At 73.8% G+C, this 23,966-nt stretch carries 21 protein-coding genes; 11 read left to right on the forward strand and 10 right to left on the reverse strand.

The window, feature by feature from the left end; all coding sequences use genetic code 11:
- The first annotated feature begins 314 nt into the window (after nt 1–314).
- Entirely contained in the window at nt 315–2,741 is a 2,427-nt protein-coding gene (gene treY, locus ADK86_RS27085; RefSeq protein WP_053698962.1) for a malto-oligosyltrehalose synthase, read from the forward strand.
- Between the two features lie 116 nt (nt 2,742–2,857).
- On the forward strand, nt 2,858–3,688 hold the full coding sequence (locus ADK86_RS27090; protein ID WP_053698963.1) for a M55 family metallopeptidase: 831 nt from the start codon (nt 2,858–2,860) through the stop codon (nt 3,686–3,688).
- On the opposite strand, the gene ADK86_RS27095 is transcribed toward ADK86_RS27090, so the two are convergent.
- Nucleotides 3,670–4,548: a LysR family transcriptional regulator gene (locus ADK86_RS27095; protein WP_053698964.1), complete on the reverse strand. Its 879-nt coding sequence runs from the start codon at nt 4,546–4,548 to the stop codon at nt 3,670–3,672. The two genes, ADK86_RS27090 and ADK86_RS27095, sit on opposite strands and share 19 nt — an antisense overlap.
- A gap of 92 nt (nt 4,549–4,640) precedes the next feature.
- Here ADK86_RS27095 and lpdA point away from each other — a divergent pair, with 92 nt between their 5' ends.
- A complete protein-coding gene (gene lpdA / locus ADK86_RS27100) occupies nt 4,641–6,110 on the forward strand; it encodes a dihydrolipoyl dehydrogenase (protein ID WP_053698965.1) in 1,470 nt (489 codons plus the stop codon).
- 41 nt (nt 6,111–6,151) lie between these two features.
- On the opposite strand, the gene ADK86_RS27105 is transcribed toward lpdA, so the two are convergent.
- On the reverse strand, nt 6,152–6,595 hold the full coding sequence (locus ADK86_RS27105; protein ID WP_053698966.1) for a hypothetical protein: 444 nt from the start codon (nt 6,593–6,595) through the stop codon (nt 6,152–6,154).
- A 267-nt stretch (nt 6,596–6,862) separates the two neighbouring features.
- On the opposite strand from ADK86_RS27105, the gene ADK86_RS27110 reads away from it, so the two are divergent.
- Entirely contained in the window at nt 6,863–7,561 is a 699-nt protein-coding gene (locus ADK86_RS27110; protein ID WP_053698967.1) for a lipoprotein, read from the forward strand.
- A gap of 42 nt (nt 7,562–7,603) precedes the next feature.
- Here ADK86_RS27110 and ADK86_RS27115 read toward each other — a convergent pair whose 3' ends face one another.
- Nucleotides 7,604–8,149 carry a DUF1707 and FHA domain-containing protein gene (locus ADK86_RS27115; protein WP_053698968.1) on the reverse strand — a complete coding sequence of 182 codons (546 nt, stop codon included), beginning with the start codon at nt 8,147–8,149 and terminating at the stop codon, nt 7,604–7,606.
- A 262-nt stretch (nt 8,150–8,411) separates the two neighbouring features.
- On the opposite strand from ADK86_RS27115, the gene ADK86_RS27120 reads away from it, so the two are divergent.
- Nucleotides 8,412–9,338 (forward strand): GNAT family N-acetyltransferase, encoded by a 927-nt coding sequence (locus ADK86_RS27120; protein ID WP_053698969.1) that lies wholly within the window; start codon nt 8,412–8,414, stop codon nt 9,336–9,338.
- A 49-nt stretch (nt 9,339–9,387) separates the two neighbouring features.
- Nucleotides 9,388–11,271, forward strand: coding sequence for a malto-oligosyltrehalose trehalohydrolase (gene treZ, locus ADK86_RS27125; RefSeq protein WP_107088570.1), 1,884 nt, complete (start codon nt 9,388–9,390; stop codon nt 11,269–11,271).
- A gap of 18 nt (nt 11,272–11,289) precedes the next feature.
- On the opposite strand, the gene ADK86_RS27130 is transcribed toward treZ, so the two are convergent.
- Nucleotides 11,290–11,823 (reverse strand): type 1 glutamine amidotransferase domain-containing protein, encoded by a 534-nt coding sequence (locus ADK86_RS27130; RefSeq protein ID WP_053698970.1) that lies wholly within the window; start codon nt 11,821–11,823, stop codon nt 11,290–11,292.
- 214 nt (nt 11,824–12,037) lie between these two features.
- Here ADK86_RS27130 and ADK86_RS27135 point away from each other — a divergent pair, with 214 nt between their 5' ends.
- Nucleotides 12,038–13,576 carry a PucR family transcriptional regulator gene (locus ADK86_RS27135; protein ID WP_053698971.1) on the forward strand — a complete coding sequence of 513 codons (1,539 nt, stop codon included), beginning with the start codon at nt 12,038–12,040 and terminating at the stop codon, nt 13,574–13,576.
- Nucleotides 13,577–13,882: 306 nt separating this feature from the next.
- On the forward strand, nt 13,883–14,788 hold the full coding sequence (locus ADK86_RS27140) for a metallophosphoesterase family protein (RefSeq protein ID WP_053698972.1): 906 nt from the start codon (nt 13,883–13,885) through the stop codon (nt 14,786–14,788).
- Nucleotides 14,789–14,858: 70 nt separating this feature from the next.
- Here the strand turns inward: ADK86_RS27140 and msrB are convergent, their stop codons facing one another.
- The 4 genes from msrB to ADK86_RS27160 all read right to left on the reverse strand — a co-directional run bounded on the left by msrB (nt 14,859) and on the right by ADK86_RS27160 (nt 18,728).
- Nucleotides 14,859–15,266: a peptide-methionine (R)-S-oxide reductase MsrB gene (gene msrB, locus ADK86_RS27145; protein ID WP_053698973.1), complete on the reverse strand. Its 408-nt coding sequence runs from the start codon at nt 15,264–15,266 to the stop codon at nt 14,859–14,861.
- A 19-nt stretch (nt 15,267–15,285) separates the two neighbouring features.
- Nucleotides 15,286–16,689 (reverse strand): UDP-N-acetylmuramate--L-alanine ligase, encoded by a 1,404-nt coding sequence (murC, locus tag ADK86_RS27150; protein WP_053698974.1) that lies wholly within the window; start codon nt 16,687–16,689, stop codon nt 15,286–15,288.
- Nucleotides 16,690–16,824: 135 nt separating this feature from the next.
- Nucleotides 16,825–17,484, reverse strand: coding sequence for a response regulator transcription factor (locus ADK86_RS27155; protein ID WP_053698975.1), 660 nt, complete (start codon nt 17,482–17,484; stop codon nt 16,825–16,827).
- Entirely contained in the window at nt 17,481–18,728 is a 1,248-nt protein-coding gene (locus ADK86_RS27160; protein WP_078952297.1) for a histidine kinase, read from the reverse strand. The genes ADK86_RS27155 and ADK86_RS27160 overlap by 4 nt, the downstream gene beginning before the upstream one ends.
- 241 nt (nt 18,729–18,969) lie before the next feature.
- On the opposite strand from ADK86_RS27160, the gene ADK86_RS27165 reads away from it, so the two are divergent.
- Together ADK86_RS27165 and ADK86_RS27170 are read left to right on the forward strand one after the other, a co-directional pair.
- On the forward strand, nt 18,970–20,091 hold the full coding sequence (locus tag ADK86_RS27165; protein WP_053698976.1) for an ABC transporter permease: 1,122 nt from the start codon (nt 18,970–18,972) through the stop codon (nt 20,089–20,091).
- A 324-nt stretch (nt 20,092–20,415) separates the two neighbouring features.
- Nucleotides 20,416–21,147 (forward strand): ABC transporter ATP-binding protein, encoded by a 732-nt coding sequence (locus ADK86_RS27170; RefSeq protein ID WP_053698977.1) that lies wholly within the window; start codon nt 20,416–20,418, stop codon nt 21,145–21,147.
- Here the strand turns inward: ADK86_RS27170 and ADK86_RS27175 are convergent.
- Together ADK86_RS27175 and ADK86_RS27180 are read right to left on the reverse strand one after the other, a co-directional pair.
- On the reverse strand, nt 21,113–21,640 hold the full coding sequence (locus ADK86_RS27175; protein WP_053698978.1) for a hypothetical protein: 528 nt from the start codon (nt 21,638–21,640) through the stop codon (nt 21,113–21,115). The two genes, ADK86_RS27170 and ADK86_RS27175, sit on opposite strands and share 35 nt — an antisense overlap.
- Before the next feature lie 156 nt (nt 21,641–21,796).
- Entirely contained in the window at nt 21,797–22,723 is a 927-nt protein-coding gene (locus ADK86_RS27180) for a pyrimidine reductase family protein (RefSeq protein WP_063789098.1), read from the reverse strand.
- A 107-nt stretch (nt 22,724–22,830) separates the two neighbouring features.
- Here ADK86_RS27180 and zapE point away from each other — a divergent pair, with 107 nt between their 5' ends.
- The gene (gene zapE / locus ADK86_RS27185; protein WP_053698996.1) at nt 22,831–23,916 is read left to right on the forward strand and encodes a cell division protein ZapE; all 1,086 of its coding nucleotides are present in this window, start codon (nt 22,831–22,833) and stop codon (nt 23,914–23,916) included.
- Nucleotides 23,917–23,966 lie beyond the last annotated feature (50 nt).

Raw genomic sequence — 23,966 nt, forward strand, 5'->3', positions numbered from 1 at the left:
TCCTTGACACCGGTCCATGGCGCCGGCCGGGGTACGCCGTGGGCCGTACGGCCGGCTCGGCCATTGCGGTGGTTCCCGGTGCTGTCGTACGGCCCGGGCGAGAGGTCCGTTCGGCGTAGGCGGGGTGCCCGGCCCCGGCAGCGTGCGGGGCCTATGGGCGGGGGCCGGCGGTCGGGGAACCGGCGGGGGTCGTCGCCCGGGGCTGTCCTGCGCGTACATCCGGGCCGTCCGGATCGTGCGTACGCCGTGCTTCGGCGCCGGGGCGGCCCGGGCCGGATGAAACAACAAGCCGTCCGGCGGGTACGGGTGTTCCCATGACGGCCGAATCCAGTGCGCCACCCACCGCCACGTACCGGCTCCAGCTCCAGCCGGACCTGCCCTTCGCCGCGGCCGAGAAGGCCGTGCCGTACCTTGCCGCGCTGGGCGTCTCGCACCTCCACCTCTCCCCTGTTCTGGAGGCGGTGCCCGGTTCCACACACGGCTACGACGTGGTGGACCACGCGCGGGTGCGGGCCGAGCTGGGCGGCGAGGAGGGGCTGCGCGCGCTGGCCGCGAGGGCCGCGGCGCATGGACTGCGGCTGGTGGTGGACACCGTGCCCAACCACATGGCCGTGCCCGCGCCGGAGTCGCTGAACGCCGCGCTCTGGGCGGTGCTGCGGGACGGCCCCGCGAGTCCGTACGCCCGCTGGTTCGACATCGACTGGGACGGCGGGCACGGCGGACGCGTGCTGCTGCCGGTGCTGGGCGGGCGGCTGGGCGACGAGCTGGGGAACATCCGGGTCGACGGCGACGTACTGCGCTACCACGACCACGCCTTCCCCATCCGCCCCGGCACCGAACGGCTTTCGCTGCCGCGCCTCCTGGACGCGCAGTGGTACCGCCTCGCCTGGTGGCGGCTGGCCCGCAGCGAGATCAACTACCGCCGTTTCTTCACCATTTCGGAGCTGATCGGCGTACGGGTCGAGGACGAGGCGGTCTTCGGGGCGACCCACGCGACGATCCTGCGGCTGCTGCGCGAGGGCGTCGTCGACGGGCTGCGCATCGACCACCCGGACGGCCTGGCCGCCCCGGGCAACTACCTCGCCCGGCTGCACGCCGCCACCGGCGGGCGCTGGACGGTGGTCGAGAAGATCCTGACCGGCCGGGAGCGGCTGCCGGACGGCTGGGCGTGCGCGGGCACCACCGGCTACGACGCGCTGCGGCACCTCGACGGCCTGTTCGTCTGCCCGCTCGGCTCCGGCCGCCTGTTCACCGTCTACCGGGACTTCGTGGCCCCGCTGGCGGACGCGGGCGGCGACTGGGAGGAAACGGTACGCCGCGCCGCCTACGAGGTCGTCACCCACGATCTCGCCGCCGAGGTCGAACGGCTGGTGCGGACCGCGGGGCGGATCAGCGACCGGGCGTCCCACCAGGGCGACCACGCGCCCTGGGCCCTGCGCACCGCCGTCCGGGAGCTGCTGGTCCGGCTGCCCGTCTACCGCCCGTACGCCACCGACCGCGCCGGAGCGCGCGACCCGCGGCGCGGCGAGCAGGACGCGGCGATGCTGGCCGAGGCCGCCGCGCGGGCGCGTACGGTCTTCCGCTCGCCGCAGGAGGCGCTGGCCGTGGACCTGGTGCGCGACCTGGCGCTCGGCCTGCTCGGGGACGGCCCGGACTGCGAGGACTTCTGCGCCCGCTTCGCCCAGACCTCCTCCGCGCTGCGCGCCAAGTCCGTGGAGGACACCGCCTTCTACCGCTATGTGCCGCTGCTGTCGGCCTGCGAGGTCGGCGCCGACCCGGGCGCGCCCACGGTGGGCGTGGACACCTTCCACGCGTACTGCGCCCGTATCCAGCGGGACTGGCCGCTGACCTCGACGGTGCTCTCGACGCACGACACCAAGCGCAGCGCCGACGTACGGGCGCGGATCGCGGTCCTGACCGAGTGCCCGGAGCGGTGGCGGGACCTGCTGCGCCGGGTGTCCGCAGGGCCGGGCGAGGGCCCGCAGCCGCCGGACCAGCACCTGGCGTGGACAGCCTGGCAGACCGCCTTCGGCCTGGGCAAACCGTCCGCCGAACGGCTGATCCCGTCGGTGCTCAAGGCCGTACGGGAGGCCGGGCTGCACACGTCCTGGACGGAGCAGGACGCCGAGTACGAGGAGGCGGTCGGCGAATTCCTGCGCGCGGGGCCGTGCGGGCCGGCGGCGTCCCCGCTCACCGAGCTGGCCGCCGATCTCGCACCGTACATCCGCGCCAACGTGCTGAGCGCGGCGCTGCTCCATCTGACGATGCCCGGCGTGCCCGACCTCTACCAGGGCACCGAGACCGAGTACACCGCGCTGGTGGACCCGGACAACCGCCGCCCGCCGCGGCTGCGCGCCGACCTGCTCACCGAACTGGACGGCGGAGCCGACCCGCAGGACCTCTCCGCGGAGAAGCTGCTGCTGACGGCCAGAGCGCTGCGCCTCCGCCGGGACCATCCCGACTGGTTCGGCGTCGGCGGCACGTACACCCCCCTGCACGCCGACGGCGAGGCCGCCGGGCACTGCCTGGCCTTCGCCCGCGCCGGACGTGCCGTGACGGTGGCCACGCGCCTCTCCCTCCGGCTGGCCGAGGACGGCGGCTGGCGCAACACGGAACTGCACCTTCCGGGCCCGGGCCCCTGGCGCGATCTGCTCACCGGCCGGGAGCTCCGCGAACCGGTGGTCTGCCTGCGCGAGCTGCTGGCGCGGTATCCGGTGGCGTTGCTGGTGGGAGAGGGCTGACGGGAGAGGCGTACGGACGAGGCGTACGGACACGACCGCGGGACGGCCGCCCGGTGCGGAACCGGAGGGGGAACGGCAGTCGTCTGCCCAGTGGTCGAGTCTGAGGAGTACGTACGGTGCGTATCTACATCAGCGCGGACATGGAGGGCGTCACGGGGCTCGTCGACGCCGACGACGTCCAGCCGGGCGGGCGGGACTACGAGCGCGGGCGGCTGATGATGGCGGAGGACGTCAACGCCGCCGTCCGTGGCGCCGTCGCGGCCGGTGCCACGGACATCGTCGTCAACGACGCCCACGGGCCCATGCGCAACCTGCTGCCCGAGGCCCTGCACCCGGCGGCCCGGCTCATCCGCGGCAAGCCCAAGCAGATGGGCATGCTCGAAGGGCTCACGCCGGGGCACGACGCCGTGGTCTGCGTCGGCTACCACGCGCGGGCGGGCACGCTCGGCGTGCTGAGCCACAGCTTCATGGGCCACGAGATCGAGGACATCTGGCTGGACGGCCGCCCCGTGGGCGAAATCGGCCTGGCGCAGGCCGCCGCGGCGGCCCTCGGGGTGCCCGTGGTGGCCCTGACCGGTGACGACGGTGCCTGCGCCGAGACGAAGGAGTGGGACGACGCGATCGCCACCGTCGCCGTGAAGCAGGCGCACGACCGTTTCGCCGCCGAGCTGCTCCCGGACGCGGTAGCCCGCCGGGCGATCGAAGAGACGGTCGCCGCCGCCCTCGCGACGCCGCTCCGGGCCCCCGAGCCGCCGCCGGACCCGTGCGCCCTGACCGTCCGCTGGCAGTCGGCCTCGGTGGCCGCGACGCTGCTGGGGATACCGGGCGTGACCTCGGTCGACGGCCGGACCGTACGGGCGCGCGGGGCGCTGACCGACCTGTACCGGCTCTTCGGCGTATGGATGTGGGTGGCGGCTTCGCTCACGCATCAGCAGCCGTACTGCTGAGCCTCCCGGAGGAGGTCGACGAAGTGCTCGGCCGCGCCGGTGGGCGGCACCCGGGAGAAGACGGTGATCTCCCGGCGCCACGGCGGGTCGGTGGGGACGGCGGTGCAGTCCAGGCCGGTCAGTTCGTGGGCGGCGGTCAGGAGGACGCCGACGCCGGCCGCCGCCATGCGGACCGCCGTCGAGGTGTGCTGGGTGCGGACGGCCGTACGGGGCGTGAAGCCGGCCCGTTCGCACTCCACGTCCAGCCACCGCCGGCCCGCCACGACCGGTTCCAGCGCGCAGCGCACCCAAGGGCGGTCGGCCACCTCCTCGATGCGTACGGCGGTACGGCCGCCGAGCGGGTCGCCGGGCGGCAGGACCAGCACCATCCGCTCCTCCCCCACGACCGTGACCGGCCCCGGCCACTTCGGTGGCCGGGGCCCGACCGCCACGTCGGCGACGCCGCGTTCCATGTGCTCGTACAGCTCGTCGGTGGTGGCGTATTCGTGCAGGACGAGGCGCACGCCGCCGTACTCACGCCCCCAGCGCACACAGACCGCCGGGAGCACGCCGATGGCGTGCGCGTGCACCGTCGCGATGTGCAGTTCGCCGCTCCGGGCCGCGCCCGACGCCAGCGCGGCGCGGCGGGCCTGTTCGGCGCTGCGTACGGCGAGTTCGGCGTGCGGGAGGTAGGCGCGGCCCATGGGTGTCAGCCGGACGCCGCGCTTCATCCGCTCCAGCAGCGGACCGCCGACCTCCCGTTCGAGGGCCTTGATCTGGTGGGACAGCGCCGACTGGGTCACGTGCAGGAGCTCGGCAGCGCGTGTGAAGGAGCCTTCCGCGACCACGGTGACCAGGTACTCCATCTGCCGCAGACTCATACGGCCCCCCGTTCTCCCCATGAACGATGCTCATCGCCCCCATGGAAACATTGCCTTGGACTCATGGGCGGGCGGGGGCGGAGGCTGGCCGCATGAGCGACATGAACAGCGGTGGCACGGGAACGGGGGCCGCGCGCGGCGGCGAGACCGACGTGGTGGTCATCGGCGGCGGCACGGGCGGCTACAGCACGGCCCTGCGGGCCGCCTCCCTCGGACTGCGGGTGGTCCTCGCCGAACGGGACCTCGTCGGCGGGACCTGTCTGCACCGCGGCTGCATCCCGAGCAAGGCGATGCTGCACGCGGCGGAACTGGTGGACGGCATCGCCGAGGCGCGCGAGCGCTGGGGCGTGAAGGCCACGCTCGACAGCGTCGACTGGGGCGCGCTGACCGCCACCCGGGACGACATCGTGACGCGCAACCACCGGGGCGTGGAGGGGCACTTGGAACGTGCCGGGGTGCGTGTGGTGCGCGGGAGCGCGCGCCTGACCGGCCCGCGCTCCGTGTACGTCGAGGCGCCGGACGGCGGGGAGTTCACCGCGCGGCGCGGCATCGTGCTCGCCACCGGCTCCCGCCCGCGCCTGCTGCCCGGCCTCGTACCGGACGGCCGCACCGTCGTCACCAGCGACGACGCCCTGTTCGCGCCCGGTCTGCCGGACTCGGTCCTGGTGCTGGGCGGCGGCGCGATCGGCGTCGAGTACGCGTCCTTCCACCGGTCGATGGGCGCCCGGGTGACCCTCGTCGAGGCCGCCGGACGACTGCTGCCCCTGGAGGACGAGGACGTGAGCCGCCACTTGGCGCGCGGCCTGAAGAAGCGCGGGATCACGGTCCGTACGGACTCGACGCTGACCGGGGCCGAGGTGACGGGGTCCGGTGTAAGGGCCACCGTACGCACCCGCGGCGGCGAGGAGACCGTCGAGGCCGAACGCCTGCTGGTCGCGGTCGGCCGGGTGCCGGTGACCGACGGCCTGGACCTCGCCGCGGCCGGACTCACCACCGACGAGCGCGGTTTCGTGCCGCCCGCCGACTGGTCCCGCCTGGAGACCGCCGTACCCGGCATCCACGTGGTGGGCGACCTGCTGCCGCCGCCCTCACCCGGCCTGGCGCACGCCTCGTTCGCGGAGGGTCTGCTGGTCGCCGAGACGCTGGCCGGCGTGCCGTCCCGGCCGGTGGACCACGCGGCCGTGCCGCGCGTGACGTACTCCTCGCCGCAGACCGCATCGGTCGGCCTGACCGAGGCGGAGGCACGCGCCCGCGGCCTGGAGGTGCGGGTCAACACCATGCCGCTGACGGCGGTCGCCAAGGGCATGGTGCACGGACAGGGCGGCATCGTGAAGGTCGTCGCGGCGGCGGACGGCGCGGGCGGCGAGGCCACCGGGACCGTACTCGGCGTGCACCTGGTCGGCCCGCACGTCTCGGAGATGATCGCGGAGAGCCAGCTGATCGTCGCCTGGGACGCCGAACCGTCCGATGTGGCGCAGCACATCCACGCGCATCCGACGCTGTCGGAAGCGGTCGGTGAGACGTTCCTGACGCTGGCGGGGAGAGGGCTGCATCAGCACTGAGGGGCAGGGGCGGGCGTACGGGACGGGCGTACGAGCCTGCCTCAGCGGCCGGCGAACACCGCCCGTACCCGCGCACCGTTGGCGAACAGGACAACGCCGGCCAGCAGCACCCCGCATGCCCCCTGTTCGATCTTCAGCCACGCCGGAAACGCTCCGGGCAGCACCACGACGGCCGCGATCACCGCGACCATGACGGCCGAGGCCACCCGCAGCCGGAGGTAGGACCGGCCGTGGCCACGGGCCGTGCGGGCGGCGAAGGCGACCATGAGCAGGGACGTGACGACGACGATGACCGTGCGGACCCACACGGCGTCGGTGACCGTACCGGGGTGGTCGCGCAGCAGCACGACGGCACCCAGGGTGAGGACGCTGAGGGCCGCGTAGCAGCCGACGAGCAGTCGTGTGGTGCGCAGCGCCTGCCGGACGCGGGGGTGGGCCAGGCGGTCGGCGGGGACGGTGGCGGGGCGCGGGGCGCGCGTACTCATGACGGACCTTTCCTCACGGCTCAATGGCGTACGGGGCCTTCGGACGCGTTGCGCGAACGGCCGTCACCAGCATCCGGCCCGTCCGCCGCCGGTCCGTCGTCCGGCCGGACGAAACGCGGCCCCGGCCCGCCTCGGGGGCGCCTCGCGCGGGCCCGTAGTGGATCACCAGTAGGGCGGGAACTTCCGGGCATGAATAACGGTTTGGCACCCCGCGTCCGCCGGGTTAAGTTACTGCGCCTGTAGACCTTTTTATGACGGAAAGACGGTATGGGTAAGTACAAGTGGGGCGCGGTGTCCGCCGTGCTCACCATCGGTGTGCTCGCCGGCTGCTCGGCCACTCCCGAAAAGGGCGGTGACGCCGCCGAGAACACTTCACCCTCCGCTTCGGCCGCGGCCTCGGCTCAGGCGGCGAAGAAGGACGACGGGAAGAAGGACGAGAAGGCGGCGGCCGGCTCGCCCGACGCGTGGAAGAAGGGCACCCGGGTCGGGCCCGCCGGCAGCCTCTGCGAACTGCCGGTGTCGTTCGACGTGGCGAAGATGTGGCAGCCCAAGGGCCTCAAGCCCGAAGACGGGAAGCTGCTGGGCGAGTTCATGGGCCACAAGTCGGCCAGGGGTGCCTGCGAGATCGACGCCAAACCGGCGGGCAATATCGGATTCATCCGTGTGTGGGCCACGGACCCGACGAAGAAGTCGCCGCGCGAGGTGCTGGAGGAATTCACCGGCGAGCAGCCGAGGGTCCTCAAGAAGGAATTCAGCGACACCAAGGCCGGCGAACTGCCCGCGGCGGAAGTCTCCTACACGACGAAGAGCCCCCTGAGGGACGAGCCCCAGCAGGAACGGGCATTCGCGGTGGTGACGCCGAAGGGCGCGGCCGTCGTCCATCTCGGCGGGTTCGACAACACCGAGCACAAGGAAATGCTCCCGGCCTACGAGATGGCCAAGAAGTCCGTCGCACCGGTGTCCTGACCCTCCGGCCGGGTCCGGGCCGCCTACGTAAGTCCGGGCCGCCTAACCCTGCGTAAGGACGTACCCCACGCTCCCGAAGGCGACGTGGTCCCCCGGCTGCACCCCCACCTCCCCCACCACCCGGCGCCCGTTGACGCAGGTGCCGTTGGTGGAGCCGAGGTCGCGCAGGAGCCAGGCGCCGTCGGCGTTGCGCAGTTCGGCGTGGGAGCGGGAGACGGTGTCGTGGTTGAGGCGCAGGCCGGAGCCGGGGGCCCGGCCTATGAGGAGGGGGAAAGGGCCGGGGGCGGGCAGGAGGAGTTTCGGCAGCCGTTCGCGGCGCCAGGCCCGGCGGATCATGATGTTGAACGCCGACGCCTTGCCCACCGCGCGCAGTACGGCGCCCTCGACCCGGCCGCGGGAGGCCAGATCGGCGGTGGCGGCGACGAGTTCGGCATGCTGGCGGGCGCCGAGCACCAGTTCCAGCCGCCGCAGGAAGGTGTCGTGGGACAGCCTGCCTTGCGCCGCGCCCTCGCGCAGCAGTTCCAAGGCGCGTTCCCGGTCGGCTTCCGACGGGCGCGCCGGTCGGGCCGGGAACTCCAGCGATGTCATGCGGGTGATTGTCCGGCGCCCGCGGGCCGGTGTCCAGCCGCGGAGGCCGGTGCGCGGGGCGGCCGCGGCCGGTGGCGGTCCCGCCGTAAATCCCTGGTGCCCCGCCCGTCCTCCGGCTACGGTCACCATCGGCCCGCGAGAAGGAAAGGAGGCGAGAGCCGTGTCGACGCACCTGTATGCACGCTCCCGTCCCGTCCGCCGGGCCGTCCTGGGCTGATCTCAGCCGATCGGGAGCGCGATCCTTGCCTTCCGAGAGGACATCATGGCCGAGTTGGTCTTCCGCGCGCTCAGCGAGAGCGACGCGCATCTCTTCCACACACTGGACGACCCCACCGCCGGTCTCGTCGGCCACTCGCCCTTCGGGCGTCGCTACGCGACCCTCGCCCAGGGCGGCCTGTACCGCCCCGAGTGGACCTGGGTCGCGCTGCGCGGCGGCGTCGTCGTGGCGCGCGCCGCCTGGTGGGCCGGGCCGGACGACACCCGCCCGGCCGCCCTGGACTGGTTCGACTTCGCGCCGGGCGAGTCGGACGCCGCGGCCAGGCTGCTGCGCACCGCACCCCTGCGCTCCGAGTACATACTGCTGCTGCCGCCGGGCTGGCGCGACCAGGAGGCCGTACGGGACGCCGCGCACGCCCGGATGGACGCGGCCGCCGCGGCCGGGCTCACACCGCTCGTCGAGCGGTTCCGCTACACCTGGACGCCCGCCTGCGGCCTGCCCGAGCCGCCGGGCCGGCTGGTGTTCCGGCCGGAGCCGGACGACGGTGTGATCCTGGACGTTCTGCGGCGCGTCGAGACCGGCTCGCTGGACGCCCACGCCCGGAAGGCGATCGCCGAGGGCGGTGTGGAGCAGGCCGCCCGGGAGGAGCTGGACTTCTTCAACTGGTGCCCGTCGCCCCGCGACTGGTGGCGGGTCGCCTGGACCGCCGATCCGGGGCGGGGAGGCGAGGTCGTCGGGCTGCACGTACCGGCCCGTAACCACCAGGCGCCGGTCATCGGGTTCATCGGCCTCGTGCCGGAGCACCGCGGCCGGGGGTACGGCTACGACCTGCTCGTCGACTGCACCCGCCACCTCGCGGCCGAGGGCGCCCGGACGATCCTCGCCGAAACGGACCAGCCGAACGTCCCGATGGCGGCGGCTTTCGCCAGGGCGGGCTACCCGATGACGCAGGAGCGGGCATGCTTCATCTGAGGCCGGACGGGGCTTTCTTCGTCCGTGCGCCGGACGAAGGAGGACAGCCGTGCTCTTCGAGGTGTGGGCACCGGACGCCGAACGGGTCGCGCTGCATTTCGTATCGCCCCACGGGCGCGCGGACGGCGCGACGGAAGAGGAAGGCGGCAGCGGCACGGCGGGCGACCGCGCCGCGAACGGCGCGCTGACCACGGGACACGCCGTGGCGACCGGATACGTCCCCACCGGGGCCGTGTCCGCCGAGCACGTCCCCATGGAGCGCGACCCCGGGCGTCCGGGCTGGTGGCGGGCCGACGTACCGGCCCGCCACGGCGACCGCTACGGCTTCCGCCTCGACGACGGGCCGCTCCTGCCCGACCCGCGCTCGGCCCGGCAGCCCGAAGGGCCGGACGGGCCGAGCGCGGTCGTCGAGCACGATCGATTCGCCTGGCGGCACCCGTGGACCGGGCGGCCCCTGCCGGGGGCGGTGCTGTACGAGATGCACGTGGGCACGTTCACCGGCGCCGGCACCTTCGACGCGGCCGTCGAGCATCTGCCCCACCTCGCCGGCCTGGGCATCACCCACCTGGCGCTGATGCCGGTGTGCCCGTTCCCCGGGACGCACGGCTGGGGGTACGAGGGCGTCGCGCCCTGGGCGGTCCACGAACCGTACGGCGGTCCGGACGGCCTCAAGCGCCTCGTGGACGCCGCGCACGGGCACGGTCTGGGCGTCGTCCTGGATGTCGTCCACAATCACCTGGGCCCGTCCGGCAATCATCTGCCCGCTTTCGGGCCGTACTTCACGGAGACCCACCACACCCCGTGGGGCGCCGCGGTCAACCTCGACGCGCCCGGGTCGGACGAGGTGCGCGCGTACTTCATCGGGAGCGCACTCGCCTGGCTGCGGGACTACCGGCTCGACGGGCTGCGGCTCGACGCCGTACACGCCCTGCACGACACCCGGGCCCGCCATTTCCTCGCCGACCTGTCCGGCGCGGTCGACGCGCTCGCCACACACCTGCGCCGCCCGCTCTTCCTGATCGCCGAGTCGGACCTCAACGACCCGCGCGTCCTCGCGCCGCGCTCCGGCGGCGGTTACGGTCTGCACGCGCAGTGGAACGACGACTTCCACCACAGCCTGCACACGGCGCTGACCGGCGAGTCCCAGGGCTATTACGCCGACTTCGCGCGTGCGCCGCTCGCCGCCCTCGCCAAGACGCTGACCGGCGGCTTCTTCCACGACGGTACGTACTCCAGCTTCCGCGGCCGGCGGCACGGCAGCCCGCTGGACCGGCGCGCCACCGACGCCCACCGCCTGCTGGCCTACGCCCAGACGCACGACCAGATCGGCAACCGGGCGCTCGGCGACCGGCAGGCCGCCGGCCTCTCCCCCGGTCTGGTCGCCTGCGGCGCCGCGCTGGTGCTGTGCGCCCCGTTCACGCCGATGCTGTTCATGGGCGAGGAGTGGGCGGCCCGTACGCCGTGGCAGTTCTTCACCGACCACACGGACCCGGAGCTGGCCGAGGCGGTACGCGACGGGCGCCGCCGCGAGTTCGCCGCGCACGGCTGGCGGGCGTCGGAAATCCCGGACCCGCAGGATCCGGCGACGCGGGACCGTTCCTGCCTGGACTGGTCGGAGCCGGAGCGCGAGCCGCACGCCGCCCTGCTGGCTTGGTACCGCGCCCTGCTGGCGGTACGCGCCGCCCACTCCGAGCTGACCGACCCGGACATGACACGGACCGAGGTCACGTACGACGAGGAGGCCCGCTGGCTGTGCGTGCGGCGCGGGGCGGTGCGGGTGGTGGTGCGTCTGGCCGGGGAGGGCACGGCCGAGGTGCCCGGGACCCGAGGGCGGGTGCTGGCGGCATGGCCGGATGCGGACGCGATGGCGGCCGACCCGGACGGCGCCCTGAGGCTGCCGCCCGAGTCGGCCGCGGTGCTGAAGGAGGAGTGACGCGCCCCGGACGGGGGATCAGCGCTGGAACTCCGCGACGAAGGTCTCGCAGAACGCCTTCAGGTCGTCCGGCTTACGGCTGGTGATCAGCGTGTTCGGACCGCCGGTGCAGACCTTGACCTGCTCGTCCACCCAGGTGCCCCCGGCGTTGCGGATGTCCGTCTGCAGGCTCGGCCAGGACGTCAGCGTACGGTCGCGGACCACGTCCGCCTCGATCAGCGTCCACGGCGCGTGGCAGATGGCCGCGACCGGCTTGCCCGCGTCGAAGAAGCCGCGGACGAACGCCACGGCCTTCTCGTCCATCCGCAGCGCGTCCGGGTTGGCGACGCCGCCGGGCAGCACCAGCCCGTCGAAGTCGCCGACCTGCGCCTGGTCCACGGTCCGGTCGACGGGGAAGGTGTCGGCCTTGTCCAGGTGGTTGAACGCCTGCACACGGCCGGACTCGGTGGAGACCAGCTTCGGGGTGCCGCCCGCGTCGATCACCGCCTGCCACGGTTCGGTCAGCTCGACCTGCTCGATGCCTTCGGGTGCTACGAGAAACGCCACCTGCATGGCCGTTCATCCTTTGCGTTCGTCTTGCGTGGGAAGGGATGTTCCCTCTGCGGTCTTCTTTTCGCATCCCCGGTCACAACCGGGCAAAAACGTGCCAAATGGGAGGTGATACGTCCTGGGACAGCGGGTACCGGGATGCGTCACCCCGCAAACAGGGCAGCCGCCCCTGTATCCCGACCGTCCATCGCGGCTTCACCTGATGGACACTGTGTCCATGCCCCTGCGTATCGCCGACCTCCTCGCCCGGCCGGAACTGAACCTGTCCGTCACCTACGACGTCCCGGCCGGGCAGCTGGACCGTACGGTCGAGGCCGCGACCGTCTCCGACCTGCTGTATCCAGGCAAGTGGCTGCAGGGCGGCGAGCTGCTGATGACGATCGGCCTGGTGCTGCCGATGGAACCGGCGGCCTGCCGGGCGTACGTACAGGACGTGACCGAGGGCGGGGCGGCCTGCCTGGCGCTAGGGCTGGGCCGCGGACTCCCGTACCAGAAAGCCCCCGCACCACTGGTCGACGCCGCGCGCGAAGCGGGTCTGCCGCTGCTGACGGTGCCCGACGAGGTGCCGTTCATCGCCGTCACCAAGGCGGTGTTCGACGCGCGCGCCGACGAACAGCGCGCGGTGCTCCAGCGCGCGTTCGCCACACAGCGGCGGCTCACCGCGGCGGCGACGGACAGCGGTCTGCAACCGATGCTGGAGGAGTGGACCGCCGCCACCGGAGTCGGCGCCACGGTGCTCGACCCGCTCGGGCGGCTGCTCGCCACGGGCGGCGGGCAGCCTGCCCCGCCACCGGCCGCGCGGGACCTCGTGGAACGGGTCGCCGCCCGCGGCCTGCGCGGCAGCGCGTCCAGTACGGCTGGTGGCCGCCAGCTTGAGGTGCAGCCGCTCGGCGCCCGGCGGCTGCGCGGCCTGCTGCTGCTCGCAGGCTCCCCGGACGCGGCAGCGCGCGCTGTGGTGCCCGGCCTGGTCTCCCTGCTCTCTCTGGAGCTGGAGCGCCGCCACCTTATGGACGAGCCGGAGCGCCGCCGCAGGTCTGCGCTACTGGCGGAGCTGCTGTCCGACGAAGAAGGCCCGGCGGGGCGCGCCCACGGCATCCTCGCCGCCGCCGGCCTGCACGACGACCGGGTGCGCGGCGTGGTCGTCGAACCCCCGGCCGCGGGCCCGGCGGACAGCGGTCCGCACGACATCGCCGCCGACCTGGCCCTGGCCGTCCCCGGCGGCCTGGTCCGCGTCGCGGAGAGCGGGCTCATCGAGGCCGTGGTGGGCGCGGGCCTGGACGTACGGGACGTACTCGGCCGGTTCGCGCCACACTGCCCCGCGGGCATCGGCCCGCTCGCCCCGCCGGACACCGTACGGGTCTCCCTGCGCCAGGCGGCCGGGCTGCTGGGCGTCAGCCGGGCGAGCGGGGTGCCCGAGGAGGCCCGGCAGAGCGCGGCCAGCCGACTGCTGCTGGACCTCGGCGACCGCCGCACGCTGCACGGATACGCCGACGCCGTCCTCGGCCCACTCGATCTCGCCGACCACGGCGAGGAGTTGCTGACGACGCTCGCCGCCTGGCTGGAGACCGGCGGCGCATGGGACGCCACCAGCCGCCGCCTCGGCGTGCACCGGCACACCGTACGCAACCGCCTCGACAAGGCCATGGACTTGACGGGCCGCCGGCTCGACGACCCCGACGACCGCTTCGACCTGTGGCTGGCCACCCGCATCCGAAGCGGCGGCGACCTTACGGCCGGTGGGCCGGGGCGGATCTGAGCCCCCGGCGGGCCCGGGCGGCCCTGAGACCCGCCTCCGGCGACCGCCTGACGGCGCACCACCGCGCCCCGGCGGACCGCCTAACGGGCCGCCACCACGCCCCAGCGGACAGACCTGGGACCGAACATTCCCGCGCCCCAGCGGACAGACCTGCGACCGGACATTCCCGCGCCCCGGCGGACGGCCCTGGGACCGGCCATTCCCGCTACGCCGAGCGGCCTCACCACCGCCTCCGCAGGCCCGATGTGTCCAACAGCCCACCCCCCTGCATGTCCCCACCCCCCTCTCCTGTCCTACCGTCAGGGGATGCAGACCCCATGCTCCGAAGGAGACCGCACCGCCGAGGCCGACCGGGACGGGGCGGCGCCCGGCCGGCTGATGGCCATCAGTGACCTGCACATCCGCTACGAGGAGAACCGCGCCATCGTCGACCGGCTGCGGCCCGCCTCGGACGCCGACTGGCTGCTGGTGGCCGGGGACGTCGGTGAGTACGTCGAGGACATCCGCTGGGCGCTGACCGTGCTCAGCCAACGCTTCGCCAAGGTGATCTGGGTGCCCGGCAACCACGAACTGTGGACGCCGTCCAACGACCCCGTACAGCTGCGCGGCGTCCAGCGCTACGAGCACCTGGTGGCGATGTGCCGGGAGTTGGGCGTGCTGACGCCCGAGGACCCCTACCCGGTCTGGGAGGGCGAGGGCGGCCCGGCCGTGATCGCCCCGCTCTTCGCGCTGTACGACTACACCTTCCGCCCGCCCGGCACCCACACCAAGGAAGCGGCGCTGGCCGTAGCCGAGCAGGCCGGGGTGGTCTGCACGGACGAGTTCTTCCTCCACCCGGACCCGTACCCGACCAGGGAGGCATGGTGCCGGGCCCGCGTCGCGGCCACCGAGGCCCGGCTCGCCGAGATCCCCGAAGACCTGCCCACCGTACTGGTCAACCACTGGCCGATCGTCCGCGAACCCACCGAGCCGCTGTGGCACCCGGAATTCGCCCTGTGGTGCGGCACCCAGGCCACCGCCGACTGGCCCCGCCGCTTCCGCGCCGCCTCCGTCGTCTACGGCCATCTGCACATCCCGCGCACCATCGAGGTGGACGGCATCCCGCACATCGAGGTCTCGCTCGGCTACCCGCGCGAATGGCGCCGCCGCAAGGCCGCCCCGGGGCAGCAGGTGCAGATTCTGCCGGCGGTGGCTCGGGCGCCGCAGTTCTGACGGGGCCGCGGGGCGCCACGCCGCGTACGGCCGCCGGACCGGCTCGGCGCCGGACCCGGCGGCCCCGGCCTCAGCCCCCGTCCGGCCTCAGCCGCACCGAGATCGAGTTGATGCAGTACCGCTGGTCGGTCGGGGTGGGGTAGCCCTCGCCCTCGAAGACGTGGCCGAGGTGGGAGCCGCAGCGGGCGCAGCGGACCTCTGTGCGGACCATGCCGTGGGAGCGGTCCTCCAGGAGCTCGACGGCGTCGGTGTCCTTGGGGTCGTAGAAGGACGGCCAGCCGCAGTGGCTCTCGAACTTGGTCTCGGAGCGGAACAGTTCGGCGCCGCAGGCGCGGCAGGAGTAGACGCCCGCGGTCTTGGTGTCGGTGTATTCGCCGACGAAGGCGGGCTCCGTGCCGCCCTGGCGCAGGACCTGGTACTCCTGCGGGGTCAGCTCGGCGCGCCACTGCTCGTCCGGCTTGTCGATCTCGTACGGCATACGGTCCCTCTCCCTCGGGTCAGCTCTGCAGGCGCGCGAGGATCTGCGGGCCCAGTTCGGTCACGTCGCCCGCGCCCATGGTGAGAACAAGGTCGCCGGGCCGCGCCATTCCTGCGACGACCTCGGGGACGGCGGTCTTGTCCGGCTCGGCGGTCACCCGGGCGCCGGCGGCCTGGGCCGCGTCGATGATCAGGGCGCTGGTGATGCCGGGGATCGGGTCCTCGCGGGCCGGGTAGATGTCCAGGACCACGGAGGCGTCGGCGAGGGCGAGGGCCTCGCCCATCTCCTTGCCCAGCTCCTGGGTGCGGGAGAAGAGGTGCGGCTGGAAGACGACCAGGACGCGGGAGCCGGCGGCGGCGCCGCGGATGGCCTCCAGGTCGGCGGTCATCTCGGTGGGGTGGTGGGCGTAGGAGTCGATGACCTGGACGCCGGCGGCCTCGCCCTGGAGCTGGAGGCGGCGCTTGACGCCCTTGTACGTGCCGAGCGCGGAGGCCAGGTTGTGCGGCGGGAGGCCGAGCGCGGTGCCGGCGGCGAGGGCGGCGACGGCGTTGAGCGCGTAGTGCCGGCCGGGGACCGAGACGGTGAAGGTGAGGATCTTGCCGTTGGCGAGGGCGACGGTGACCTCGCTGGTCAGCCCGCGCTGGTTGATCTTGAGGACGCGTACGTCGGCGTCCTCGGCCTCGCCGTAGGTGACGATCCCGATGTCGAGGCGGCCGGCGAGGCGGGAGGTCAGCTCCCGGGCGCCGGGGTGGTCGGCGGAGACGACGAGGGTGCCGCCGGGGCGGATGCGGGCGGCGAACGTCTCGAAGGACTCGTAGATCTCGTCCATGGAGGCGTAGTTGGCGTGGTGGTCCAGCTCCACGTTGAGGACGATGGCGACCTCGGGGGCGTACTTGTGGAAGCTGCGGTCGCTCTCGTCCGCCTCGGCGACAAAGATCTCGCCGCTGCCGTGCTCGGCGTTGGAACCGGGGGCGTCCAGGTCGCCGCCGATCGCGTACGACGGGGACAGGCCCAGCGAGGCGAGGGAGACGGCCAGCATGGAGGTGGTGGTCGTCTTGCCGTGGGTGCCGGCCACGGCGATCGGGCGCAGGCCGTCCATGAGGGAGGCGAGCGCGTCGGAGCGGTGCACGACGGGGATGCCGCGCTCGCGGGCCGCGGCCAGCTCCGGGTTGTCGTCGCGGATGGCGGAGGAGACGACGACGCTGGTGGCGTCCTCGGCGAGGTGGTCGGCGGCGTGGCCGATGTGCACCGTGGCGCCGAGGTCGCGCAGGGCGCGGGCGGTCGCCGACTCCTTGGCGTCACTGCCCGCGACCTGGGCGCCGCGCTGGGTGAGGATCTTCGCAATGCCGGACATCCCGGCGCCGCCGATGCCGATGAAGTGCGGTCGGTCCATCGCGTCGGGGATGCCCGGGGACGGTGCCATGCGTCAGTCTCCTGCTCGTCGGTCTCTGTGATCCGCGGTCTCTGCGGTCTGTGATCCGTGATCTCTGTGATCCGTACGCGCACGATTCTCGCACCCGGCACCGACAGTCGGTGCCGGGCGGGCCGGGGCGCGGGGTCAGCGCCGGATCAGCCCGCGCGCGGTGGCCGCCGCGACCGCCGCCGTACGGGAGTCGACGCCCAGCTTGGCGTAGATGTGCACCAGGTGGGACTTGACCGTGGCCTGGCTGAGGAAGAGCCGTTTGCTGATCGCGGAGTTGGACAGGCCGTCGGCGACGAGCTGGAGCACCTCGGTCTCCCGGCGGGACAGGGCCGCTGCGGGCGCCCGCATCCGGTCCATCAGGCGCAGCGCGATGGTCGGTGCGAGGGCGGACTTGCCGGCCGCCGCGGCGCGGACGGCGGCGGCGAGTTCCTCGGGCGGCGCGTCCTTGAGGAGGTAGCCGGTGGCGCCGGCCTCGATGGCGGCGAGGATGTCCGCGTCGGTGTCGTACGTGGTCAGGACCAGCACGTGCGGGGCGCCCGCGCGGGCGGTGATGGCTGCGGTGGCCTGCGAGCCCAGCATCCGGCCGCCGAACTGGAGGTCCATCAGGACCACGTCGACGTCCGGCCGGGCGGCCCGCTCGACGGCCTCCTCGGCCGTGGGCACGTCGGCGACGACCTCGAAGCCCGGCTCGGTCTCCAGGACGGCACGCAGCCCGGCCCGTACGACCGGGTGGTCGTCGGCGAGGAGGAGACGGATGGGATCGGGGCGGGTGGCGGGGTCGGGGAGGTGGCTCACGCGGTGGCCTGTCCGGTAGGGGAATCGGGCTCGGGGAGGGGCTCGGGGGCGGGGTCGGGGTCGGGGTGGCGGGTTACGGGGCCCTCGGCGGCCACGCCCGTCGGCTCCGGATACGGCAGCGTGACGGCGACCGCCGTCCCCTCGCCCGGCGCGGACTCCACGGCCAGCGTGCCGCGCAGCGCGCGGGCGCGAGCGCGCATCGCGGCGAGCCCGAAGCCGGTGCCCGCGGCGGTGCCGGAGCCCGGCCCCGGCACCTGGTCGGGTGCGAAGCCCGTACCGTCGTCCACCACGTCGAGGGCGACTTCGGTGTCCATGTAGGAGAGGGTCAGCTCGGCACGGGCGGCGCCCGCGTGCTGGACGGTGTTGGCCAGCGCGGACTGGGCGATGCGCAGCAGCGCGACTTCGTGCGGGGCGGGCAGTTCGACGGGGGCCCCGGAGACCTGGCAGTGCACGGCCAGGCCGGAGGAGCGGGCGGTGGTGGCGCACAGTCGCTCCAGTGCGGCGGGCAGCGACCCGGCCTCCAGGTCGGGCGGGCTCAGGGCCCGTACGAAACGGCGGGCCTCGGCGAGGTTGTCGACGGCGGCCTGCCGGGCCTGCTGGATGTGGCCGAGCGCGGTGGCGGTGTCCGGCCCGGACGGAACGGCTCGTTCCGCGGCACGCAGCAGCAGCTGGATGCTGGACAGGCCCTGCGCGAGGGTGTCGTGGATTTCGCGGGCCAGCCGCTCGCGCTCGGCGAGCACCCCGGCGGCGTGCTCGGCGGCCGCCAGGTCGCTGCGGGCCGCGGTCAGCTCCTCGATGAGGCGGCGGCGCTGCTCGCTCTCCCGGTACAGGGCCTGGTAGCCGAGGACGACGGCGACCGCGACCGCAGCGCCCAGTACGGGGCCGATGACCGTGCCGACGGTGAGCGTGTGGGTGTGCCGGCCGAATCCCGCGACCGCGACGAGGGTGGTGACCAGGACCGCCGGGAGCGCCCAGCGCAGTGGCAGCAGGTGGAGCTGCACGAAGAAGAGCGGGAAGGCCGGCCAGACGCCGAGCGGCGTGAGGACGAGCAGGACGGCCCACACCGCCATGACGGCGGCGAGCCAGAGCGCGGCGGCGGCCGTGGAGGTACGGACCGGGGGCAGCGTGGGGCCGACGGCGTACACGGCGAGCAGCAGGACGGCCGCGCCGACGACGGCCGGGGCGTTCGCGCTGTGGTCGGCCACGGCCCGTACGGCGGCGAGCGCCAGCAGTGCGGCCACCATCAGGTGCAGGCAGCTGCGCAGCACCCGCAGGGCTGGGGTCAGGGAGTGCGGAGTCACGGCCCCTCCAGGCTAGGCGCCGGAACCCGTACCGGCATCAATCAAAAGGTGGAGCGCCGACCTCGCCTTTCGATGACGGGGAACCACTCCGCGGCGCGATGCGCGGCGGCCCCGGCAGCGGCGACGGTGGGGGCGAGCCGCCGGGCAGCGGGCCCGGCGCCGGACGGAAGGATGGCCGGGCCCCGTGTTCGTCGCCTGGAGAGACCTGAGATTCGCCAAGGGCCGGTTCGCCCTGATGGGCACCGTCATCGTGCTGATCACGGTGCTGGTGGGGCTGCTGTCCGGCCTGACGGCGGGCCTGGGCCGGGAGAACACCTCGGCGATCACCTCGCTGCCCGCCGACCGCCTCGCCTTCGCCGCCCCGGCGGACGGCCGCGACGTGTCCTTCGCGGACTCCCGCGTCGAGCGGCGGTCCTGGGAGGCGTGGGCGCGGGTGCCGGGCGTCACGTCGGCGGAGCCGCTGGGGATCGGCACGGTCAAGGCCGCGGCGGGCGACGGTGACGGGCAGCGCACCGCGGCCCTGTCCGCCTTCGGGGTACGGCCCGGCTCGCGCCTGGCGCCCGGCGCCGGGCGGGTCGCGGACGGTGCGGCCGTCCTGTCCGCGAAGGCCGCGGACAAGCTGGGCGTACGGGCCGGTGACCGGCTCGCGCTGAACGGGCGCGCGCTGACGGTCGCGGCGGTGGCGGGCGAGGCGATGTTCAGCCACACGCCGGTGGTCTGGACGTCGCTGGACGACTGGGCGGGGGCGGCCGGGAGTTCCGGGCACGGCGGCGCCTCCCGGGCCTCCGGCGGCGAGGCCGCCTCGGCCACCGTGGTCGCCCTCTCCACCTCCTCGGACGCCGGTCTGGGCGACGCCGACCGGCAGCTGGGTACCCGTACGGTCACCACCGGCGAAGCGCTGCGCGCCATCGGCTCGTACACCGCCGAGAACGGCTCGCTCCAGTTGATGCGCGGTTTCCTCTTCGCGATCTCGGCGCTGGTGATCGGCGCGTTCTTCACGGTCTGGACGATCCAGCGCAGCGGCGACGTGGCCGTGCTCAAGGCGCTCGGTGCCTCCACCCGGTATCTGCTGCGCGACGCGCTGGGGCAGGCGGTGGTCCTGCTCGTGGCCGGTACGGGCGTGGGCACCGCGGTCGCGGCGGGGGTCGGCGCGGCGGTCGGCGGCGCCGTACCGTTCGTGCTGGACCCGGCCACCGTGCTGGTCCCGGCCCTGATCATGATCGCGCTGGGGGCCGTCGGCGCCGCACTGTCGATCCGCCGCATCACCGCCGTCGACCCGCTGACCGCGCTGGGCAGCGCGCGATGAGCCCGCCGCCTTTCCGGCCGGCACGCGCGGTGCTTTCCCGGACGGAGCGCCCGGACATTCCCCGGGCGGACCCGGCGAATTCCGGCACGGCCGATATCCGGGGACCGCCTTCGGTAAGGCCAGTCGCAGTGAGACCATCTCCGCCTTTCGGCACATCCCGCCGGTCTGTTCCGGCAGCAATTCCCCCGCGGTCGGTACACCGCTCCGTATTGCGGATTCCGCTCCCGGAAACTCCCGTTCCGTTCCGCCCGGCGGACCGGAACACCCCCCATCGAATGACCGGACGCACCTCCGTCCGGCCCCGACGACCCAGCGACGGACACCATGAACGCATCTGTCCCCCAGGCCGGAATCCGGCCGTCCGCCGGCCTCGCCCTGACCGGCGTCACCCTCACCTACCCGGACGGCGCCGCCCGCCTGACCGCCCTGGACGACGTGAGCCTGACCGTGCCCGCCGGGAGCGTGACCGCCGTTATCGGCCCCTCCGGGTCCGGCAAGTCCAGCCTGCTCGCGGTGGCCGCGACCCTGATCGCCCCGGACCGCGGCCGGGTCGTGATCGACGGTACGGACACGGCGGGGATGAGCCGGGCCGAGCTGACCGCGCTGCGCCGTACCCGGGTCGGCATGGTCTTCCAGCAGCCCAATCTGCTGCCGTCCCTCACCGCCGTGGAGCAGGTGCAGGTCATGGCGCACCTGGACGGCAGGCCCGTGCGGGAGGCGCGGGAGCGGGCGCTGGAGCTGCTCGACGCGGTGGGGCTGGCCGGCCAGGCGGGGCGCCGCCCGCACCAGCTCTCCGGCGGCCAGCGGCAGCGGGTCAACATCGCCCGCGCGCTGATGAACGAGCCGGCCGTCCTGCTGGTGGACGAGCCGACCAGCGCCCTGGACCACGAGCGCGGCGCCGCGGTCCTGGACCTGCTCACCACGCTGACGCACCGCCGCGGCACCGCGACGGTGCTGGTCACGCACGACCGCGCCCACCTGGAGGCGGTGGACGCGGTCGCGGACGTACGGGACGGGCGGCTCAGCTCCCGGCGGAGTCCCCTCCCCCACCGGTGACGGGGCCCTGGGACGGGTTCTGCGCCACCTCCTGGGCGGGGTCGTCGGCCGCGTGCGAGAACAGTTTGAGTACGGGCACGCCGACCTTGTGGCGGGCGCGCGAGGCCCAGTCGCGGTGGAAGAACTCCTCGACGTAGTGCGGGGCGGTCAGCACGATCACCTCGTCGGCGCCGGTCTCGTCGACGACCGACCGCAGCAGTTCCAGGGGGTGGTCCTCGACGATCTGCCCGACGGCCTCGGCGCCGGCCGCCCGCAGGGCGCCCAGGGTGTGGGACAGGGCGCGCTCGGCGGGCGGCTCCGCCCGGGCGCCCTCCGGCTCGTCGCCTTCGCGCACGGCGTCCTCGAATTCGCCCAGCGCCACATCGTCGATGGCCCTGAGCAGGCGGTCCTGCTTGCCGCGCGGCTGCATGAGGACGACGAAGGAGACCTGGTCGTCGCCGTGCAGCGTGGTGACGAACTCCACGTCGGCGGGCGTCAGCGACTTCTCGATCATCAATACACTCGTGAACACGGCGGGCGCCCTTCTTCTCTTCTCTCGCGGTCCGCGGAGCGAAACCGACAGAAACCATCCTGCCCCGTCGCCACACGGGGCCTTGGCCTTTAGTGTGCCCAGCGGAAGCTAAGCGGAACGAGCAATTCCGCCCTTTGTTCAGGACCGACGGTAACGGGTGAACAGGAAACCGGCCTCCTCCAGTACGGACGCGAGTACGAACGTTTCCGGAACGGTCGTCACCGGCGCGTTCATGATGCGCGACGCGTCACCGGCGACCACCAGCGGTGCCAGCGAGAGGCACAACTCGTCGAGTGCCCCGCTTCCGGCGAACTGACCCAACAGACGCGGCCCGCCCTCCGTCAGCAGCCGGACCAGCCCCCGCGCGGCGAGCGCGCCGACCACCCGCGACGGATCGACGGCTCCCCCTTCACCTGCGAAGACCACCTCGGCCCCGGCGTCGCGCGCGGCCCGTACCCGGGCCTCGTCGGCCCCGGAACCGGTCACGATCACCGTCGGCACCAGCGGCTCGGTGAACAGCGGCCGGGAGAAGTCCAGGTCCAGGCTCGCCGTGACCACGGCGATGGCGGGGGCGGGGGCCTGCCCGGCCGCGGCGCGGCGCGCGGCGAACGCCTCGCGGGCGCGCGCGGGCCGGTACCCCTCCTTGCGCACCGTCTCGGCGCCGACGACCACCGCGTCCGCCAGCCCGCGCAGCACGCCGAAGATCCGCATGTCCGCGTCGCTGGAGAGCGGCTGCGAGCGGCCTTCGTGGTGGGCCGCGCCGTCCAGCGAGGAGACCATGTTCGCGCGCAGCCAGCCCGCGCCGTCATCGGTACGGGGATACGCGTAGAGGTCGGCCAGTTCGTCCAGGCTCCACCGGCGGTCGGTGAAATCGGCGGCGCCGGAATCCGCCGTACCGGAATCGGCGGCACCGGAAACCTCCCCGGTCCCCGGTACGGTTCCGGTATTGCCTTCCGGTGATGTTCCCGGGGCGGACGCGGGCGCGGCGGAATTCTCGGTGCCGGCGGTGTCCGGGAAATCGGCGGACCGTACGTACGGGGCGGGAATGGGAAACAGGCGTCGCATAGGCGGCAGTGTGACATGCCTCGCTCACCCGGCCGAGTCCTCCCGCACAGCGGCTAGGCTGGACGGCTGTGTCGTCTTCGCAGCCCTCGTCGCCCCAGTCCTCCCCCATAGCCGGGCAGCCGGCCGAGGGGGCCGGAACCGCCCCTGTCGCGCTCACCGAGCGCGCGCCGCAGGTCCCGGCCGACCGCCTGGTGGCGGAGATGGTGCCGCCGCCGCGGTTCCAGAGCGCGCGCTTCGAGACGTACATCCCGGACCCGAACCAGCCCAGCCAGGCCGCGGCCGTACAGACCCTGAGCGACTTCGCCGCGGGCATCGGCGGCGGTACGGACGCGTCCGGCGGCAAGCGGCGCTGGTTCGGCCGGAGCCCCAAGAAGGCCGCGGCCCCCTCGGGTCCGCGCGGCGTCTACCTGGACGGCGGCTACGGCGTCGGCAAGACGCACCTGCTGGCCTCCCTCTGGCACGCGACCCCGGCCGACCCCGCGCGCAAGGCGTTCGGCACCTTCGTGGAGCTGACGAACCTGGTCGGTGCCCTCGGTTTCCAGCAGACCGTGCAGACGCTCAGCGGCCACCGCCTGCTGTGCATCGACGAGTTCGAGCTGGACGACCCCGGCGACACCGTCCTCGTCTCCAGCCTGCTGAGCAAGCTCGTGGAGGCGGGCGTGGCGCTCGCCGCGACCTCCAACACGCTGCCCGGCAAGCTCGGTGAGGGCCGCTTCGCCGCGGCGGACTTCCTGCGCGAGATCCAGGGCCTGAGCGCCCACTTCCGGACGCTGCGCATCGACGGCGAGGACTACCGGCACCGCGGCCTGCCCGAGGCCCCGCCGCCGTTCGACGACGCGACCGTCGCCCGGGTCGCGCACCGGACGCCCGGCGCCTCGCTCGACGACTTCCCCGCCCTGCTGGAGCACCTGTCGAAGGTGCACCCGAGCCGGTACGGGGCGATGTGCGACGACATCACGGCCGTCTGCCTGACCGACGTACAGGCGGTGCCGGACCAGTCCACCGCGCTGCGGCTGGTCGTCCTCGCGGACCGCCTCTACGACCGCGAGGTGCCGGTGGTGGCCGCGGGCAAGCCGTTCGACGCGCTCTTCAGTGACGACATGCTCAAGGGCGGCTACCGGAAGAAGTACTTCCGCGCCATCTCCCGGCTCACGGCGCTGGCCCGGGACGCCAAGCCGCTGACGGAGGCGTAGAGCGCGTCCTCGGGGCAGCACAGCGGCGGCGGGCCGGATTCCGGCCCGCG

It is taken from the genome of Streptomyces sp. NRRL F-5755 (assembly GCF_001279365.1).
Lineage (GTDB): Bacteria > Actinomycetota > Actinomycetes > Streptomycetales > Streptomycetaceae > Streptomyces > Streptomyces rimosus.

Bases quoted from the DNA above. Each gene is read 5' to 3' on its own strand.
- treY (WP_053698962.1), top strand. From the start codon at position 315: ATGACGGCCGAATCCAGTGCGCCACCCACCGCCACGTACCGGCTCCAG.
- ADK86_RS27095 (WP_053698964.1), bottom strand. From the start codon at position 4,548: ATGAGTCTGCGGCAGATGGAGTACCTGGTCACCGTGGTCGCGGAAGGC.
- lpdA (WP_053698965.1), top strand. From the start codon at position 4,641: ATGAGCGACATGAACAGCGGTGGCACGGGAACGGGGGCCGCGCGCGGC.
- ADK86_RS27105 (WP_053698966.1), bottom strand. From the start codon at position 6,595: ATGAGTACGCGCGCCCCGCGCCCCGCCACCGTCCCCGCCGACCGCCTG.
- ADK86_RS27110 (WP_053698967.1), top strand. From the start codon at position 6,863: ATGGGTAAGTACAAGTGGGGCGCGGTGTCCGCCGTGCTCACCATCGGT.
- ADK86_RS27115 (WP_053698968.1), bottom strand. From the start codon at position 8,149: ATGACATCGCTGGAGTTCCCGGCCCGACCGGCGCGCCCGTCGGAAGCC.
- ADK86_RS27120 (WP_053698969.1), top strand. From the start codon at position 8,412: ATGGCCGAGTTGGTCTTCCGCGCGCTCAGCGAGAGCGACGCGCATCTC.
- ADK86_RS27130 (WP_053698970.1), bottom strand. From the start codon at position 11,823: ATGCAGGTGGCGTTTCTCGTAGCACCCGAAGGCATCGAGCAGGTCGAG.
- ADK86_RS27135 (WP_053698971.1), top strand. From the start codon at position 12,038: ATGCCCCTGCGTATCGCCGACCTCCTCGCCCGGCCGGAACTGAACCTG.
- ADK86_RS27140 (WP_053698972.1), top strand. From the start codon at position 13,883: ATGCAGACCCCATGCTCCGAAGGAGACCGCACCGCCGAGGCCGACCGG.
- msrB (WP_053698973.1), bottom strand. From the start codon at position 15,266: ATGCCGTACGAGATCGACAAGCCGGACGAGCAGTGGCGCGCCGAGCTG.
- murC (WP_053698974.1), bottom strand. From the start codon at position 16,689: ATGGCACCGTCCCCGGGCATCCCCGACGCGATGGACCGACCGCACTTC.
- ADK86_RS27160 (WP_078952297.1), bottom strand. From the start codon at position 18,728: ATGGTGGCCGCACTGCTGGCGCTCGCCGCCGTACGGGCCGTGGCCGAC.
- ADK86_RS27170 (WP_053698977.1), top strand. From the start codon at position 20,416: ATGAACGCATCTGTCCCCCAGGCCGGAATCCGGCCGTCCGCCGGCCTC.
- ADK86_RS27175 (WP_053698978.1), bottom strand. From the start codon at position 21,640: ATGATCGAGAAGTCGCTGACGCCCGCCGACGTGGAGTTCGTCACCACG.
- ADK86_RS27180 (WP_063789098.1), bottom strand. From the start codon at position 22,723: ATGCGACGCCTGTTTCCCATTCCCGCCCCGTACGTACGGTCCGCCGAT.